Source organism: Phocaeicola barnesiae DSM 18169 = JCM 13652 (assembly GCF_000374585.1).
GTDB lineage: Bacteria > Bacteroidota > Bacteroidia > Bacteroidales > Bacteroidaceae > Phocaeicola > Phocaeicola barnesiae.
In genome coordinates this window covers 131,430-147,655 of record NZ_KB894645.1, presented here as the reverse complement: position 1 = coordinate 147,655, position 16,226 = coordinate 131,430, and the positions used below count along the sequence as shown (strand labels likewise).

General features: G+C 47.3%; 14 protein-coding genes and 3 tRNA genes. 10 read left to right on the top strand and 7 right to left on the bottom strand.

Annotated elements, in window-relative coordinates:
* Nucleotides 1–36 precede the first annotated feature (36 nt).
* The 6 genes from pyrE to C510_RS0104535 all read left to right on the top strand — a co-directional run bounded on the left by pyrE (nt 37) and on the right by C510_RS0104535 (nt 4,731).
* On the top strand, nt 37–672 hold the full coding sequence (gene pyrE, locus C510_RS0104560; protein WP_018710150.1) for an orotate phosphoribosyltransferase: 636 nt from the start codon (nt 37–39) through the stop codon (nt 670–672).
* 103 nt (nt 673–775) lie between these two features.
* A complete protein-coding gene (locus tag C510_RS0104555) occupies nt 776–1,204 on the top strand; it encodes an SRPBCC family protein (protein WP_022339221.1) in 429 nt (142 codons plus the stop codon).
* A 16-nt stretch (nt 1,205–1,220) separates the two neighbouring features.
* On the top strand, nt 1,221–2,561 hold the full coding sequence (gene argH / locus C510_RS0104550) for an argininosuccinate lyase (protein WP_018710148.1): 1,341 nt from the start codon (nt 1,221–1,223) through the stop codon (nt 2,559–2,561).
* Nucleotides 2,562–2,636: 75 nt separating this feature from the next.
* A tRNA-Gly gene (locus C510_RS0104545) sits at nt 2,637–2,709 on the top strand.
* A gap of 15 nt (nt 2,710–2,724) precedes the next feature.
* A tRNA-Leu gene (locus C510_RS0104540) sits at nt 2,725–2,810 on the top strand.
* Nucleotides 2,811–3,165: 355 nt separating this feature from the next.
* Complete coding sequence (locus tag C510_RS0104535; RefSeq protein WP_022339222.1) at nt 3,166–4,731, top strand: peptide MFS transporter; 1,566 nt, start codon at nt 3,166–3,168, stop codon at nt 4,729–4,731.
* A 163-nt stretch (nt 4,732–4,894) separates the two neighbouring features.
* On the opposite strand, the gene C510_RS17810 is transcribed toward C510_RS0104535, so the two are convergent.
* From C510_RS17810 to C510_RS0104520, 3 genes are all read right to left on the bottom strand, one after another.
* A complete protein-coding gene (locus C510_RS17810) occupies nt 4,895–5,023 on the bottom strand; it encodes a hypothetical protein (RefSeq protein WP_022339224.1) in 129 nt (42 codons plus the stop codon).
* 497 nt (nt 5,024–5,520) lie between these two features.
* Nucleotides 5,521–6,060 carry a ferredoxin domain-containing protein gene (locus tag C510_RS0104525; protein WP_018710145.1) on the bottom strand — a complete coding sequence of 180 codons (540 nt, stop codon included), beginning with the start codon at nt 6,058–6,060 and terminating at the stop codon, nt 5,521–5,523.
* Nucleotides 6,061–6,185: 125 nt separating this feature from the next.
* Complete coding sequence (locus C510_RS0104520) at nt 6,186–7,952, bottom strand: glycoside hydrolase family 9 protein (RefSeq protein WP_081621814.1); 1,767 nt, start codon at nt 7,950–7,952, stop codon at nt 6,186–6,188.
* A gap of 266 nt (nt 7,953–8,218) precedes the next feature.
* Between C510_RS0104520 and C510_RS0104515 the strand changes: the two genes are divergently transcribed.
* Both C510_RS0104515 and C510_RS0104510 read left to right on the top strand, forming a co-directional pair.
* Nucleotides 8,219–9,136 carry a DMT family transporter gene (locus tag C510_RS0104515; protein ID WP_018710143.1) on the top strand — a complete coding sequence of 306 codons (918 nt, stop codon included), beginning with the start codon at nt 8,219–8,221 and terminating at the stop codon, nt 9,134–9,136.
* 51 nt (nt 9,137–9,187) lie between these two features.
* The gene (locus C510_RS0104510; RefSeq protein WP_018710142.1) at nt 9,188–10,345 is read left to right on the top strand and encodes a Gfo/Idh/MocA family protein; all 1,158 of its coding nucleotides are present in this window, start codon (nt 9,188–9,190) and stop codon (nt 10,343–10,345) included.
* On the opposite strand, the gene C510_RS0104505 is transcribed toward C510_RS0104510, so the two are convergent.
* Both C510_RS0104505 and C510_RS0104500 read right to left on the bottom strand, forming a co-directional pair.
* Entirely contained in the window at nt 10,340–10,765 is a 426-nt protein-coding gene (locus tag C510_RS0104505; protein WP_022339229.1) for a hypothetical protein, read from the bottom strand. The two genes, C510_RS0104510 and C510_RS0104505, sit on opposite strands and share 6 nt — an antisense overlap.
* Nucleotides 10,766–10,852: 87 nt before the next feature.
* Nucleotides 10,853–10,926, bottom strand: a tRNA-Asn gene (locus C510_RS0104500).
* Between the two features lie 79 nt (nt 10,927–11,005).
* Between C510_RS0104500 and C510_RS0104495 the strand changes: the two genes are divergently transcribed.
* Nucleotides 11,006–11,992, top strand: a complete 987-nt coding sequence (locus tag C510_RS0104495) for an adenosine kinase (RefSeq protein WP_025892230.1) — start codon at nt 11,006–11,008, stop codon at nt 11,990–11,992.
* A 63-nt stretch (nt 11,993–12,055) separates the two neighbouring features.
* Complete coding sequence (locus tag C510_RS0104490; protein ID WP_018710140.1) at nt 12,056–13,792, top strand: S41 family peptidase; 1,737 nt, start codon at nt 12,056–12,058, stop codon at nt 13,790–13,792.
* Between the two features lie 70 nt (nt 13,793–13,862).
* Here C510_RS0104490 and C510_RS0104485 read toward each other — a convergent pair whose 3' ends face one another.
* Entirely contained in the window at nt 13,863–15,713 is a 1,851-nt protein-coding gene (locus tag C510_RS0104485) for a 4-hydroxy-3-methylbut-2-en-1-yl diphosphate synthase (RefSeq protein ID WP_018710139.1), read from the bottom strand.
* The gene (gene purE, locus C510_RS0104480) at nt 15,713–16,222 is read right to left on the bottom strand and encodes a 5-(carboxyamino)imidazole ribonucleotide mutase (RefSeq protein WP_022339243.1); all 510 of its coding nucleotides are present in this window, start codon (nt 16,220–16,222) and stop codon (nt 15,713–15,715) included. Before purE ends, C510_RS0104485 begins: the two co-directional genes overlap by 1 nt.
* Between the last annotated feature and the right edge of the window lie 4 nt (nt 16,223–16,226).

Sequence of the window (16,226 nt, the reverse complement as noted above, 5' to 3'; positions counted from 1 at the left end):
ATTTTGCAAAAACGTTTATCAGATATTAGTTAAGTTATGAAAGCTTTGGAAAGATTATTTGCAGAAAAATTGCTGAAAGTGAAAGCTGTTAAGATTCAACCGGCTAACCCGTTTACATGGGCTTCAGGTTGGAAATCGCCGATTTATTGCGATAACCGCAAGACACTGTCTTATCCAGCACTCCGCAATTTCGTGAAGTTGGAAATCTGTCGTACTATCCTTGAGAGGTTCAGCGATGCCGATGCTGTTGCAGGTGTTGCTACAGGAGCTATCGCTCAAGGTGCTCTGGTGGCCGAAGAACTGAATCTGCCGTTCGTATATGTCCGCTCAAGTCCGAAGGACCACGGATTGGAAAATCTGATTGAAGGTGAACTTCGTCCGGGAATGAAGGTTGTCGTAGTAGAAGACCTTATTTCTACCGGTGGCAGTAGCTTGAAGGCTGTTGAGGCTATCCGTCGCGACGGTTGTGAAGTTATCGGTATGGTTGCTTCTTTCACATACGGTTTCGATGTTTCTGTAGAAGCCTTCAAGAGCGCAAAGGTAGAACTGGTGACACTGACCAACTACAATGCCGTTCTGGAAACTGCCTTGAAGACAGACTATATCAAGGAAGAAGATATTCCGGTGCTGCAGGCTTGGAGACAAGACCCGGCTCACTGGACAGGGAAATGATAATTTTTTGAATCTATAATTAGCCGGACACGGATCGCACAGATTCACGGTTTCTTTCGGGAGACGTGGCTCGGTGTAGTCCGTGTCTATTTTTTATTTTGTTATGGCAGTACAGTTTGAAAGCAGTGTGAAGCAGGTTCCATACAGTCAGGAACGTGTCTATCATAAATTGTCCGATTTGAATAATCTGGCATCTGTCCGTGAACGTCTGGAACAGTTCAAGGATAAGTTCGAAGGGAAGTTGGAGGACATGACCTTCGACCAGGATTCATTGACCATCAAGGTTCAGGGTATCAGCCTGACTTTGCGTATCATCGAACGGGAAGAACCGAAGTGTATCAAGTTTGAAGGCGACAAGTCGCCGGTTCCCATGAATCTGTGGATTCAGATTCTTCCGGTGGGCGAAGAGCAGGCGAAGATGCGGGTGACCATCCGTGCCGAAGTGAACATGTTCATGAAGGCAATGGTTTCCAAACCGCTGCAGGAAGGAGTAGAGAAACTGGCCGATATGCTGGCCATGATACCATATTAATTTAAACAGTAAGAAAATGGCTCAGAAACTTTGGGAGAAGAATGTCCAGGTGAACGAGGAAATCGACCGTTTCACGGTGGGACGTGACCGCGAGATGGACTTGTATCTGGCAAAACACGATGTGCTGGGTTCCATGGCACATATTACCATGCTGGAAAGTATCGGCCTGTTGACCGCCGACGAACTGAAAATCCTGCTGGAGGAACTGAAACAAATCTATGCGTCGGCCGAGGCCGGTACGTTTGTCATCGAGGACGGTATCGAGGATGTACACTCGCAGGTGGAACTGATGTTGACCCGTAAACTGGGCGATGTCGGCAAGAAAATTCATAGCGGCCGTTCGCGTAACGACCAGGTACTGGTCGATTTGAAGCTGTTTACCCGTACGCAGCTGCAGGAAGTGGCCGAGGCGGTGACCGATCTGTTCCATATCCTGATAGCACAGAGCAACCGGTATAAGGATGTGCTGATGCCGGGATATACCCATCTGCAGATTGCCATGCCTTCGTCCTTTGGCCTGTGGTTCGGCGCATATGCCGAGAGTCTGGTGGACGATATGATGTTCCTGCAGGCGGCTTATAAGATGTGCAACCGCAATCCGTTGGGCTCGGCTGCCGGTTATGGCTCTTCGTTCCCGTTGAACCGAGAAATGACCACCCGCCTGTTGGGCTTCGACTCCATGAACTACAACGTGGTATATGCTCAGATGGGACGTGGTAAGATGGAGCGTAACGTGGCTTTTGCGCTGGCTTCCATCGCGGGAACTTTGTCGAAGATGGCTTTCGATGCCTGTATGTTCAGTTGTCAGAACTTCGGTTTCGTGAAGCTTCCGGACGAATGTACTACCGGTTCCAGCATCATGCCGCATAAGAAGAATCCGGACGTGTTCGAGCTGACTCGTGCCAAATGCAACAAGATTCAGGCGCTTCCTCAGCAGATTATGATGATTATGAACAACCTGCCGAGCGGTTATTTCCGCGACTTGCAGATTATCAAAGAAGTGTTCCTGCCGGCCTTCGACGAGTTGAAGGACTGTCTGAAGATGGCCTCGTACATCATGAACAAAATCAAGATTAACGAACATATCCTGGACGATGACAGGTATCTGTATATGTTCAGTGTGGAAGAAGTGAACCGTCTGGCTTCGGAAGGTATGCCTTTCCGCGATGCCTATAAAAAGGTTGGTCTGGACATCGAAGCCGGTAATTTCACTCACAACAAGGAAGTTCATCATACCCACGAGGGTAGTATCGGTAACTTGTGTAACGACCGCATCGAAGCGCTGATGCAGGAGGTGGTTTCCGGTTTCCACTTCGATAAGGTGGAAGCTGCAGAACGCGCACTCTTGGGACGCTGACGTTAATTTTTGGAAAGAAAACGGGTGAAATGTTTGGAAGCTATGCTAAAACTCCCTACATTTGCACCCGTAAACGCGGAAATAGCTCAGTTGGTAGAGCATAACCTTGCCAAGGTTAGGGTCGCGAGTTCGAGTCTCGTTTTCCGCTCTTCTTTGAAAGGCTGCTCGAATGGTGGAATCGGTAGACACGAGGGACTTAAAATCCCTTGGCCAGTAATGGCTGTGCGGGTTCAAGTCCCGCTTCGAGTACGATAGTAGATATATAACTCCTTGTAGGTTAAATACTTACAAGGAGTTTTTTTATTGTTTTCGTAAATATAAGTATAGGCAAAGTCGTTTAATGGATTAACCATTTGAAAAGTTAGTGTCGGTTTGTACTTCTGATTGTCGGGTGGAGGTTGATATAGGAAGAAACATTCCGGTTGACTTGTTTATATATGTGTCGGCGGTAGAGTATTGGTCAGCGGTTCTGCCTTGATTCTTTTTATCAGAACTCCTTGATATTTCGGACTTAATTTCATCCATCCTTATGGAAATTTCAACGCTTTGTCTTATATTTGCAGATAAATATAAAAATTATTAATCATTAAATCTTCATTTACTTATGTTTAAAAATCATCCAAAAGGTTTGCTGGCTGCAGCAATATCTAACATGGGCGAACGTTTTGGCTATTACATCATGAATGCCGTGCTGGTACTGTTCCTCTGCTCCAAATTCGGTCTGAGCGATGAAACCAGCTCCATTATCTATTCGGTATTTTATTGCGGTATCTATGTATTGAGCCTGGTTGGGGGTATCATCGCCGACAAAACACAAAACTATAAGGCTACTATCATGTCCGGACTGATAGTGATGTCTTTGGGATACGTTATCCTTTCTGTTCCGGTATTGTCGACAGAATCCAACATCGGTTGGCTGCTTCCGTTGACATGTCTTGCCTTGTTCCTGATTGCTTTCGGTAACGGTCTGTTCAAAGGTAATCTGCAGGCGATTGTCGGTCAGATGTACGACAATTTCGAGAAAGAAGCCGCAGAAAAGGGCCCTGAAGCTTTGAAGATTGCCAGAAGCCGTCGTGACTCCGGTTTCCAGATATTTTATGTATTCATCAATGTCGGTGGTCTGATTGCGCCGTTCATCGCTCCGTTGCTGCGGGAATGGTGGCTGAAGGTTCATAACCTGGCTTATAATGCTGACCTTCCGGCGCTGTGCCATCAGTATCTTCAGGAAGGTGCGGGTATGGCTGCCGACAGCTTCAACAACATGTCTGAACTGGTCATCAAGGTAGGTGGTACGATGTCGGCCGATATGGCTCCGTTCTGTACACAGTATCTGGATGTATTCAATACAGGTATCCACTATTCTTTCATCGCTTCTGTACTGGCGATGTTGATTTCGTTGTTTATCTTCATCATCAACCGTAATATTTTCCCTACTCCGGGTAAGAAGACTGCAAAAGAAGTAGTCGATTATACGCCGGAAGAAAAAGCTGCGATGGCTAAGGAAATCAAGCAGCGTATGTATGCTTTGTTTGCAGTGTTGGCAATCGTTATCTTCTTCTGGTTCTCGTTCCATCAGAACGGTCAGTCACTTTCGTTGTTCGCCCGTGACTTTGTGGTAACAGAAAGTATCGCTCCTGAAATCTGGCAGGCTGTCAATCCGTTCTTTGTAATTGTACTGACTCCGATAATCATGTGGTTCTTCGGACTGTTTACCCGTCGTGGCAAGGAGATCTCTACGCCTAGAAAGATTGCTATCGGTATGGCTGTTGCCGGTCTGGCTTACCTGTTCCTGACCATCTATTCTGTAGTTATGGATTATCCTTCGGGTACAGAGTTCAAGGCAATGGCCGACTCTGCCAAGGCTGGTATGAAAGCCGGTCCGTGGGTATTGATTGTAGTTTATTTCTTCCTGACCGTTGCCGAACTGTTCATTTCTCCGTTGGGCCTTTCATTCGTTTCGAAGGTGGCTCCCAAGAACGTACAGGGTTTGTGCCAGGGCTTGTGGCTGGGGGCTACTGCCGTAGGTAACATTTTCTTGTGGGTAGGTCCGTTGATGTATAACAAGCTTCCTATCTGGGAATGTTGGACAGTATTCTTTGTCGTATGTCTTATCTCGATGGGAGTCATGCTGGGCATGGTGAAATGGTTGGAACGTGTCGTTAACTGCTAAGTAGCAGTTCTCACATGGAATAATAATGTATAAAAGCTGTCTGATTAGCAATCGGACAGCTTTTTTTTATCCATTCGCTATGGATATCTTCTAAAAAGAAAAGAGGCAGCAAACCATTTCGGTTCCTGCCTCTTTGCATATCATTTAAAAATTATTTACTTAATCAAGCTTGACGAGCAAGCAGTTTCTGGAGTTTGCTGTTCAATGCCTGACACATAGCACCGTTGCCCATTGCCTGATAGCGTTTGATACGGTACTGCAACATCACGATTTCATTTACATTCTCTTTCATACTCATTTGCTTTTGTGCTTTCCGCGTTTCGGAAAGCAAGTTTTACATCTATATTCTTATATCTGTATTATTAACACTGCAAAGATACGAATTGTTTACGAAAAATATGTTCTAAAACATGAAAAATAGCCTTTTATCCGTTTTTTTAACACGAATATATTCTATTTTGCTATTCTGACATTACAAAATTATGACAAGTCGTGGATGGAAAAGGTCAACAAAGCGGTGTGATGGCCGCTGTCTGTGAGGAACAGCCGGGCATTTCCTGAACTGTGGCTTTTACGGGAACTTTCTTTCCTTGATGAGGGATAGGATGGCGTTATCCGGTGGGTGGAAAATCATCCGGAAGAATTGGATATGTATGGCGATAGAGGGAAAGTTTCGGGCAAGATTGCCTCCATGGAAAGTTGAAAAAAATTGAAAATCCGGCCTCATGCAAAAGTGAAGGCCTGTTGGCACGTGTGTAGTTAAGGTTTGCCGACAGGCCTTCGTTTCTGTTATTTCTCGGGCTGGTTGGATTTGCGGTCGAAGAATGGGTTCTTGGAAGAGGCGCTTACCGGTATGGCATAGACGCTTCTGCACCCTTCCAGGTAATTCAGGCGTTGGGCTGCCAGTCCGGCGGAGAACATGACGCGGGTATCTACCCGCATGTCGGCGGCTGTGGCGCACGCCGAACCGATAGCGATGCCTACATCGACCGAATTGATGGCACAGGGAACACCTTCAGGTCTGCCTGCACAGGTAGGGAATCCGCAATGGCCGCAGTTCAGCCCTTGTGCATGTTCGTGGGTACCGATGATGACTACACATTCGGCCTGTAGAATATTGTTTGCATCCCGCAGGAAGAATTTCATACCGGTTTCTTCGGCTATCTGCACCATTGTTTTCGAGAGTTGCTGCAGTTCGTCGCCCGTAACCAAGGCTACTTCGATAATGTCTACTCCTTTGCCTTTCGGGGCAGTACGTGCCGCGGTCATCATTTGTCTGGCTATATTGATAACGTGTTCATGGCGGCTGTCTCGTTCATTTTCTATCATGCTGTGATGTTGTTAGGTGAATTAAAATCGGGTGATTCATGAAATCATTTGCCGGTTAAACAAAAATAGTGAATTCAAATGAGACGGGAAAGTGTTTTTTCGCTGATTGGGCCGAATGTTTCTTTTTACTGGCCGTTTTCCGAAGAAGCCAATGCGTCCAGCATTGCAGAAAAAGTCAGAAGCGAAGCATTCCAGTTGATTGCGATTTCGTTGGTCGTATAAGACAGTTCCTGGTCCAGGTAGGCTTCGTCGGGTGCACAGGTGAAAGCCGGAAGTCCCATCTGTGGTTGTGGATTGGGGCCTCCCACCAGAAAACCGGGAATAGGCTCATTGATTCCGTCGGAAACCGACAGTCGGTGATGTGGGTGTTTCGGACTCTTGAAACCGATTCCTGTCACGTAACAGTAACCCGTAGCATTCCGACCTAGCAGGTAGTCCATGTTCCGGTAAGCATTGTTCAGGTAGGTTTCTTTTTTGCTCAGCAGATAAGCATGAATCAAAGAAATGCCTTGGCTGGCACATTGGTCGGAGAGGGAGCCCCAGAAGAAATCTTGGGTATGGTGACCATAAGGTGCATGGAAGGGAGTAACGTCCGCTCCTTGGATGAGGGAATCTGCCAGATGAATCAGACTCTGTTTCAGTCCGGGTAAGAATTTCTGTCCGGCTTCCTGCTTTTGGGCAGATGCCTGCATCCAGGAAAATACTCCAAGCGCAGATAGATTTCCCCAGACGGGCAGCGTATATTGATGCGGGGCATATTTGGCTGCATCCTGTAGGTACATCGATTTTCCGGTACTCAGATATAGTTCGGTGGCAGCCCAGAAAAACTCATTCTGAGCATTCCGGTCTCCGTATTCGCCGGTCGAGATGGCCGGTTGGAACTGGCTGTTCAGCCGTCGTTGGTCATAATAGCTTTCCGGATGTTCTGCTGCCCAAGCGTAAGCTTTTTCCGCTGCCTGAATGGCTTTTTCGCTGAAACCTTTGAAATGACTGTCGTAAGGAGTGAACAGTCGGGAGGCCTGTGCCATGACAGCTGCAAAGTCGAGAGTGGCTGTGACTGATTTCTGGACAACATAGCGTGGCTGTTTACAGTCTTCCGGACGGATGAATCCTTCGAAAGAGGGAGTTGTCAGTTTATGGTATACACCACCGTCTGCCGGATCTTGCATGCTGAGCATCCAGACCAGGTTGTAATAGGTTTCGTCCAATAAATCGGGAATGCCGTTTCCGCTTTCAGGAATGTTGGTCTCCAGCTTCGTAAAGTATTCAGGGAATGCTTGATAGGCAGAAAGCATCAGTCCGATGGTAAAGGCGGAATTGACAATGTATTTGTTATAGTCGCCGGCATCATACCATCCTTTGGGAGAGGATATAACGGTGCCTGCAGGACGTTCGGAAGAGGCAGCACTGGCATGGATGATGACCTGGGTGTCCGGATGTCCGGCAGGTCTGGTCCATTTCCCGGCATAGGTTTCTTCTATAGGCAGGCTGCAGCGCTGATAATAGAAGGCTTTCAGGGCTGCCCGGCTGAGTGGAAGCAATGCTTGATTGCTGATGCTGAACGGAACGGTATATTTCCCGTCGATAGTAAGCTGGTAGTTTCCGGGGACTTTCAACGGACTGAAATCGAGGATGGTACGTACCTTGTCCGACCATTCGGAAGATGCTGAGTACAAAGGCTTTCCGGAAAATACGGTTTGTCCGGTGGAGGTATTGGTGACTGTAAATGTTTTTATGTCTCTACAGTCTGTCACTGCTATCTTTTCCTGGTGCGGGTAATATCCCAGTTGATTGACGCGGATGGTATCATTGGCGGCCGTGGCAGCAAGGGGAACTGCCAACAAGAATAGTCCGGCCCATTGTTTGAAGAATGTAGAAGATTTTGGTCTCATATATTTATATTTAAGTGATAACTAATCGGTCCGTATGGAATGGAAGGCGATGATACACTTCCTTTCGTGTCAGTAAATGTACAGATTCTGGATGGTTTTAAGGGGTATGATTTGTTTTTAAGTTGTTCAGAATATGTATTTATGTGTTCCCGAAACCGGATGTTACTGTATTTTACATCGAATTTCATACCTTTGCAGCGCCCAATCGGGTATGGTCGGCTGAGTTATGCAAGGACCGATATTGTAATGAAAACAAGATAAGTGCTATGAATCGTCTGAAAGGTTTCTTTTATGGAATCATCACGTCCGTTACGTTCGGCTTGATTCCGTTGTTTACCCTGCCGCTGATGCAGCAGGGGATGAAGTTTGACTCTATTCTGTTCTATCGGTTTGTGTTGGCTACCGTTGCATTGGGAATCATGATGGTGGTCAAGAAAGAGTCATTCCGGGTGTCGTGGAAGGATGTTCCTCTGTTTATTCTGCTGGCTTTCTTTTATACGGCTTCTGCCATGTTCCTGTTTTGGGGGTATGATTTCATGGGAGCCGGAGTTGCTACTACCATTCATTTTACTTATCCGGTTTTTGTCACGCTGCTGATGTTGGCCTTGTTCCGGGAAAAGGCTTCTTGGGTGACCTGGTTGGCTATTGCATTGGCTGTCTGCGGAGTAAGCCGATTGTCGATGGAAGGATCTGACTTGACACTGGATGTATTGGGAGTCGGTATTGTACTATTGTCGGCCATTGGATATGCCAGTTACATTGTGGTGGTGAACAAGTCTCGTCTGAAAGGGATGGACAGTCGTAAGCTGGCTTTCTATGTATTTATCTTCACCACGTTGATGTTTGGCGGTAAACTATGGATAGGAGGAGGTTTGCAACCCGTTCCTGATACTTGGGCGTGGGGAAACCTCATATTGCTGGCTGTATTGCCTACTGTCATTTCGAACATTACTCTGTTGTTGGCTGTACGGCATATCGGAGGCACATTGACTTCCATTCTGGGGGCTATGGAACCGGTAACGGCCGTATGTATCGGTGCCTTTGTGTTCGGCGAACGGTTTACCGCTCAGGAAGGAGTAGGTATTGTATTGATTCTGATTGCTGTTTCCATGATTATTCTGACAGGAACTATCCGGCGCACGCTGTCGTCGTTTGTACGTAAGATTCGTCCGCGTCATGCGTAGAAACTACATTCTTTTTTATAGCTTTGTAACCGAATCAGCATAATTGTTTCTATGGAACAGCGTATCAGAACTGTCGTGATAGGAGCCGGATACCGGGGTAAGTATCTGCTCCGGTTGTTACAGGCCATTCCTGTATATGAAATTCTGGCTGTGGCAGATCCTGAACCGGCCGCACCGGAGGAATTGCCGTGTCCGTTGTACGCACAGGGCGCTTCTGACTATCGGCGGATGATTGATGAATGCCGGCCGGAACTGGTCTTTATTGCTTCACCGTGGCGTTTTCATGTGGAGCAGGGACTGTATGCGTTGCGGCAGGGGTGTCACATTGCGTTGGAGATCCGTGGTGGTTTGGTTCAAGATGAATATTGTCCGTTGCTGGAAGAATCCCGGAAACGTAATTTGTCTGTTTATCCGTTGGAGAATACGCTTTTCTTGCGTGAGAACATGGCAATGGTCCGCCTGGTCCGTGCCGGTGTGTTGGGGGAGCTGGTTGCCATGCGTGGCGGTTACAGGCACGATTTGCGCGATATGCTGGTAGATGCTTCGGGAGGTATCGGTAATCCTGCCAAGCCGGAAGGCATCTGGCGTAGTCGGTTCTATCTGACAGAAAATGCTGACTTATATCCTACGCATGGGCTGGCACCGCTTTGTCTGGCAGCCGGTATTCCGCGAACAGACCCGGTAGTTGAACTGACTGCTTTTGCGTCACGGGCCTGTGGACTGAATGCCTTTGTCCGGCAACGGGGAGGAGAAGGAACATACGATGTGACTATGGGGGATATTGTTATTACTCAGATGAAAACCCGGAAAGGAATTCTGATAACCTTGACTCATGATACGACATTGCCTCGTCCGCGAAGTCTGGATTTCGAACTTCAAGGAACCAAGGGAATCTGGCAGGGAGAACATCGGCGTATTTACATCGAAGGGCATTCTCCGTATGAGCAATGGGAAGATGATGAAATTTATATATCCGAATATGAGGATCCCTGTTGGAAGCGCTGGGGCGAAGAGGCGTTGCGTTGGGATGCCCATCACCAAGGCATGGATTACGTCATGCTCCAGCGGGTGGCGCTCGACCGTTCGGGAGGGGAGGCGTATCCGGTAGGATTGGAGGATTTGATGCTATGGACTTCCATCACTCTATATTCCAAGCAGTCTATTGCGGAAAAGCGTACCTTGTTATTGACTGCTCTGGAAAATCTATAAGAGTTTCCGGCTCTTCCACCAATAGATCAGAAAACGGATTCCTGTACCCATCAGGGCAAGGGAAAGTCCGGTGTAAAAAACCGCGATGAAGGATTCCGGCAGAAGCTGGAACCGGCGTGCAGATACTCCAAAGGTTATCATGAATGCCATGATAATCCATCCTTTGGTGTCAAAAAAGGCAAACGGACAGTTCTTGTCCTCTTTTTGAGAAATCCGGCCGGTATGTTTCCGGTAGAGTCTGTGAAAGATGAATCCGAAAAACAAAAGAAAGATGAGGCTGGCCTCGCAGACCTTGAACAACCAATAGGCTTTATAATTTACCCAGCAGGTAATCCCGATACGTAAGATGTTCGCTCCGGCAATCAGCCATACGATTCCGGCGGTAATCAATAATGTTTTTCTGGAAACTCCGTATTTCATAGGCGGTGGACGAAGAAGTATTTGGGTATTATCTTCCTTATAAAGGAACAGATACAAAAAAAGTTCGTTTTCCAACGAACTTTCCTGCTCTTCAGGTTGGACTTGAACCAACGACCCTCTGATTAACAGTCAGATGCTCTAACCGACTGAGCTACTGAAGAAGGTTTTTTTTCAATTGCGATGCAAAGGTAGTAGGATATTTTGAAATATGCAATATCTTTGCAAAAAAAATGTGATAGAATGGATAAAATAATTGGAATGGGCAATGCATTGACGGATATTTTGGCCCTGATGGATGATGATGTGCTATTGGATGAACTGGAATTCCCGAAGGGAAGCATGCAGTTGATAGATGATGAAAAGCTGGAAACTGTCCGTGAGAGATTTGCTTTGATGCAGAAGCACCGTTCAGCTGGAGGTTCGGCGGCCAATACAGCTTGTGCGTTGGCTAACCTTGGTGGAGAGGTGGGATATTTAGGGAAAATCGGGAAGGATGAAACCGGTATTTTTTATCAGCAGGCATTACAGAAGAACGGAGTAGACACGCATCTGCTGACTTCTGATTTACCGTCCGGTTTTTCTTCAATTCTGATTTCTCCCGATGGCGAGAGAACTTTTGCTACATACCTGGGAGCATCCGGAACCTTGAAATCGACAGACTTGAGCCGGGAGCATTTCAAAGGATATACGTATTTGTATATAGAGGGTTATTTGTTGCAGGACCATGAACTGGTGATACGAGCTATGCAGTTGGCCAAGGAAATGGGGTTACAGATTTGTCTGGATATGGCCAGCTACAATATCGTAGAAGCAGAACGCGATTTCTTTGACCTGTTAATAACCCGTTACGTGGATATCGTTTTTGCTAACGAAAGCGAAGCTTTTGCCTATACCGGAAAGGAAACACATGAGGCTTTGGATGAGATAGCTTCGAAATGCAGCATTGCGGTAGTTAAAACCGGTAAGAAAGGGTCGCTTATAAAGAAAGGTACTGAACGCATTCAGGTAGAACCGTTGGCAGTCAAGAAAGTAGTAGATACAACTGGTGCTGGCGACTATTATGCTGCCGGATTCATGTATGGACTGATGTGCGGCTATTCATTGGAAAAATGTGCTCAAATCAGTTCAATTTTGGCCGGTCATGTCATTCAGGTGGTTGGAACAACACTTTCTCCTCAAAGGTGGGACGAAATTAAGTTAAATATTGACGCAATTCTGCATGCATAACCGGAATAATATGTTTCTTTGTAACTTCATAATATAAAAGGAAACAGAAAGACGAGAACGTATATGAATGTAAAGAAATCATTGGTGGGGACATTCGTCCTGTTGATGGGGCTGGGATTGTCCGGTTTCACGGACGATGACCGTAATTTCCAGATATCCAAGAACCTGGATTTATTAAATTCTATTTTCAAGGAATTGGATATGTTTTATGTAGATTCCCTCGATGTAGAAAAGGTGATTCAGTCGAGTGTAGACGGTATGCTGTCGTCTACCGATCCGTATACGGAGTATTACCCGGAGGAGGAAGAAAGCACTCTGAAGGAAATGACGACGGGTAAATATGGAGGTATCGGTGCGGCTATCCGTTATTACGAGGCAAAGGACCGTGTAGCCATTATTGAACCGACTGAAGGGATGCCGGCAGCCGAAGCCGGTGTAAAGGCCGGCGACATCATTCTGTCTGTAGGAGGGAAGGAGATGGTACGCGGTGATATGAAACCTCAGGATTTTTCTTCGAAAGTAAGTGAAGCCTTGCGTGGGGAACCGGGAACTTCGTTTGTGTTGAAGGTACTCCGTCCGCTGAAGAATGACAGTACGGTTATGGAGTTTAAGGTGACCCGTAAGAGCATCCGTACGAATCCGATTCCTTATTTCGGTATGGTACGTGACAGTATCGGTTATCTTACATTGACCGGTTTTACGGAGAATTGTGCCAAAGATTTCAAGAAAGCGCTTATCAGCCTGAAACAGCAGGGGGCTAAATCGCTGATTGTGGATTTACGGGATAACGGAGGTGGTTCGTTGACCGAAGCCATTGATATCGTAAACTATTTTGTTCCGAAGAATCAGGAGATTCTGGTAACCAAAGGTAAATTGAAACAAGCCCAAAACTCCTATAAGACACAGAACGAACCGTTGGACGAACGGATTCCGTTGGTCGTACTGGTAAACGGCTCTTCGGCCTCGGCTTCAGAGATTGTCAGCGGTTCCTTGCAGGACTTGGACAGGGCAGTCATCATCGGTTCGCGCACCTTCGGAAAAGGGTTGGTACAGACCATCCGTCCGTTGCCTTATAACGCGACGTTGAAAGTCACCACTTCGAAGTATTACATTCCGAGTGGTCGTTGTATCCAGGCCATCGATTATGCCAAGAAGAATGCCGACGGTTCAGTGGCCCGTATCCCAGACAGCCTGACGACTGTTTTCCATACGGCAGCAGGGCGTGAGGTACGTGATGGTGGAGGAATCCGTCCGGACATTGAAGTGAAAGGAGACAAGATTCCGAATATCGTCTTCTACCTGATGAACGATGACTTGATTTTCGATTATGCTACACAGTACTGTCTGGAGCACCCTACATTGTCCTCTATTGAAGAATTGAAGATTACGGACGCCGATTACGAAGCTTTCAAGAAGCTGGTGAAATCGCGGAATTTCACATACGACCGTCAGAGTGAGAAGATGCTGAAGACTCTGAAAGAAATTGCCGAATTCGAAGGTTATATGGAGGGAGCGTCCGAAGAGTTCAAGGCTCTGGAAAAGAAGTTGAGTCATAACCTGGATAGGGATTTGGATTATTTTTCCAAGCAGATTAAATCGTATCTGGCAGAAGAAATCGCAACCCGTTATTTCTATCAGCGGGGTAGAGCGATGGAACGGTTGAAAGAGGATGAAGATTTGGAGAAGGCTATCGAAATCCTGAAGGATTCGGTTCGTTACCATCAGATTCTTTCTGCTCCTGAGGCAAAGACTACCGATGAGGTAGCCGCCGCAGCAGTTTCGTCGGAAACGAAGCGTTGAGAGATACATACAATAAAAAATAAATAAAGGAGGCCCTTAGGGTCTCCTTTATTTGTCGGATGGTGTAGTATTATACTTCTTGTTCGTGATAATCACCGTTGGCTTTAATCAGCTCAATCAGTTTTTCTACAGCCTGTTCTTCCGGGATGTTTTTTTCGATGCATTCCTTTTTCTTGTACAGGCTGATTTTACTTCGACCGGCGCCTACGTAACCGTAGTCAGCATCAGCCATTTCGCCGGGACCATTCACGATACATCCCATGATACCGATTTTCAGTCCTTTCAGGTGAGCAGTCGCAGCTTTGATGCGGGCGATGGTAGATTCCAGGTTGTACAGTGTACGTCCACAGCCCGGACAGGAGATGTATTCGGTCTTCGAGGTACGGATACGTCCGGCCTGCAGGATACCGAATGCTGTTTCGTCAACTTTCTGTTCGGGAATGGCATTACCGTGGTTGAACAAGAGGATACCGTCGCAGAAACCGTCGAAAATCAGGGCTCCCATGTCGGCAGCCGATTTAATCTGAAGGTCCTCAGCTTGTTTTTCCTGATAGAACTGGAAAAATACAAGCGGATTCCGGAGACCTTGTGTCATCAGCTGATGGGCGATACCTCTGAACTCACCCAGACGGTTCGGGTGATTGCTTTGAGCAATGAGCACCACTTCCGGATGCAGTTTCAGGCAGGCCTGTGCTTCCTCGTTCAGACCCATGTAAGTCATGAACAGGAATTTCATCGGAGCGGAACAAAGGTGTAGTTCCATCATCTGCTGGAAGTTGAATGCCGGGTAAGTTCCCGGAGTACCGTCCCAACAGTTGGCGTCGAGGATGTAGCCGATATCTTCCCGTCGGTTTTCCGGAAGTTTCTGTCCACAGTAGATGTAATCGGGCTTGAACTGTTCGCTGACTTCCAGGTTACCGTCCAGACGGGCTGAGATAACTACCGGCAGGTTATCGCCTCCGATATTGCCGACTGCCTGTGTCACACGGCGGGATGGGTTGGTATAGTTGAATTCCGGCGCTTCAGCTCCGGGAATATACGGATGGTTTTCCCGCTGGACAATATAGTCCACAAGTTTGCGGGCAACCGGGATTTCTGCTTCAGGAGCTTCGCTCAAGGAAACCCGGATGGTATCACCCAATCCATCGGCCAATAACGCTCCGATACCTAAGGCCGACTTGATACGTCCGTCTTCGCCATCGCCGGCTTCTGTTACGCCCAGGTGCAGAGGGAAGCTCATGCCTTCCTTATCCATCTGTTCTACCAGCAGGCGAACACTCTTAACCATGACTACCGTATTGGAAGCTTTGATGGAGATGACTACGTTCCGGAAGTTCTCGGCCACACAGATGCGCAGGAATTCCATGCAGGATTCCACGATGCCTTCCGGAGTATCGCCGTAACGTGACATGATGCGGTCGGACAAGGAACCGTGGTTTACACCGATGCGGATAGCGGTATGATTCTCCTTACAGATATTCAGGAACGGAATGAAACGTTTCCGAATCTTTTCAATTTCCTGCGCATACTCTTCGTCCGTGTATTCCAGTTTCTTGAACGTACGGGCGGCATCGACATAATTCCCCGGATTGATACGGACCTTCTCGGCATACAAGGCGGCTACATCGGCTACGTTCGGGTTGAAGTGTACATCGGCTACCAATGGAGTCTGATATCCTTGTGACCGCAGTCCGATGTTGATGTTCTTCAGATTTTCGGCTTCGCGTACCCCTTGGGTCGTAAGCCGTACGTATTCTCCTCCGGCATCAATAATACGTTTGGCCTGTTCGATGCAGGCTTCGGTGTCCATGGTCACCGTGTTGGTCATACTTTGAATCCGGATAGGATAAGCGCCACCCATAGGAGTGGCGCCTACAAATACCTCATTCGCCTGACGGCGGGAATAATTGAAGTAATCCATTAATTTGTCTTATAAGCGAATTTGACTTCTTTCAGTTCTTCGTTTGCTTTCACAATCTTGTTTTTCAGACTTTCTTTGTAGTCAGCGAATTTCTGTGCCAAGGCTGTGTCTGACAATGCCAACATCTGTACAGCCAGGATGGCGGCATTCATGGCACCGTTGATGGCTACGGTAGCTACCGGAATACCGGGAGGCATCTGGATGATGGAATACAGAGCGTCTACGCCATCCAAGACCGAGCCTTTCACCGGAACGCCAATGACCGGCAATGTGGTATTGGCTGCAATCACTCCCGGAAGAGCAGCGGCCATACCGGCTGCCGCAATGATGACCTTGATTCCACGTCCGGCAGCTTCTTTGGCGAATTTTTCCACTTCGGCAGGAGTACGGTGAGCCGAAAGTGCATTCATTTCGAACGGAACCTGCATTTCGTCGAGCAGTTTGGCTGCCTTCTCCATCACTGGAAGGTCGGAAGTACTGCCCATAATGATACTTACAACTGGTTTCATGTAT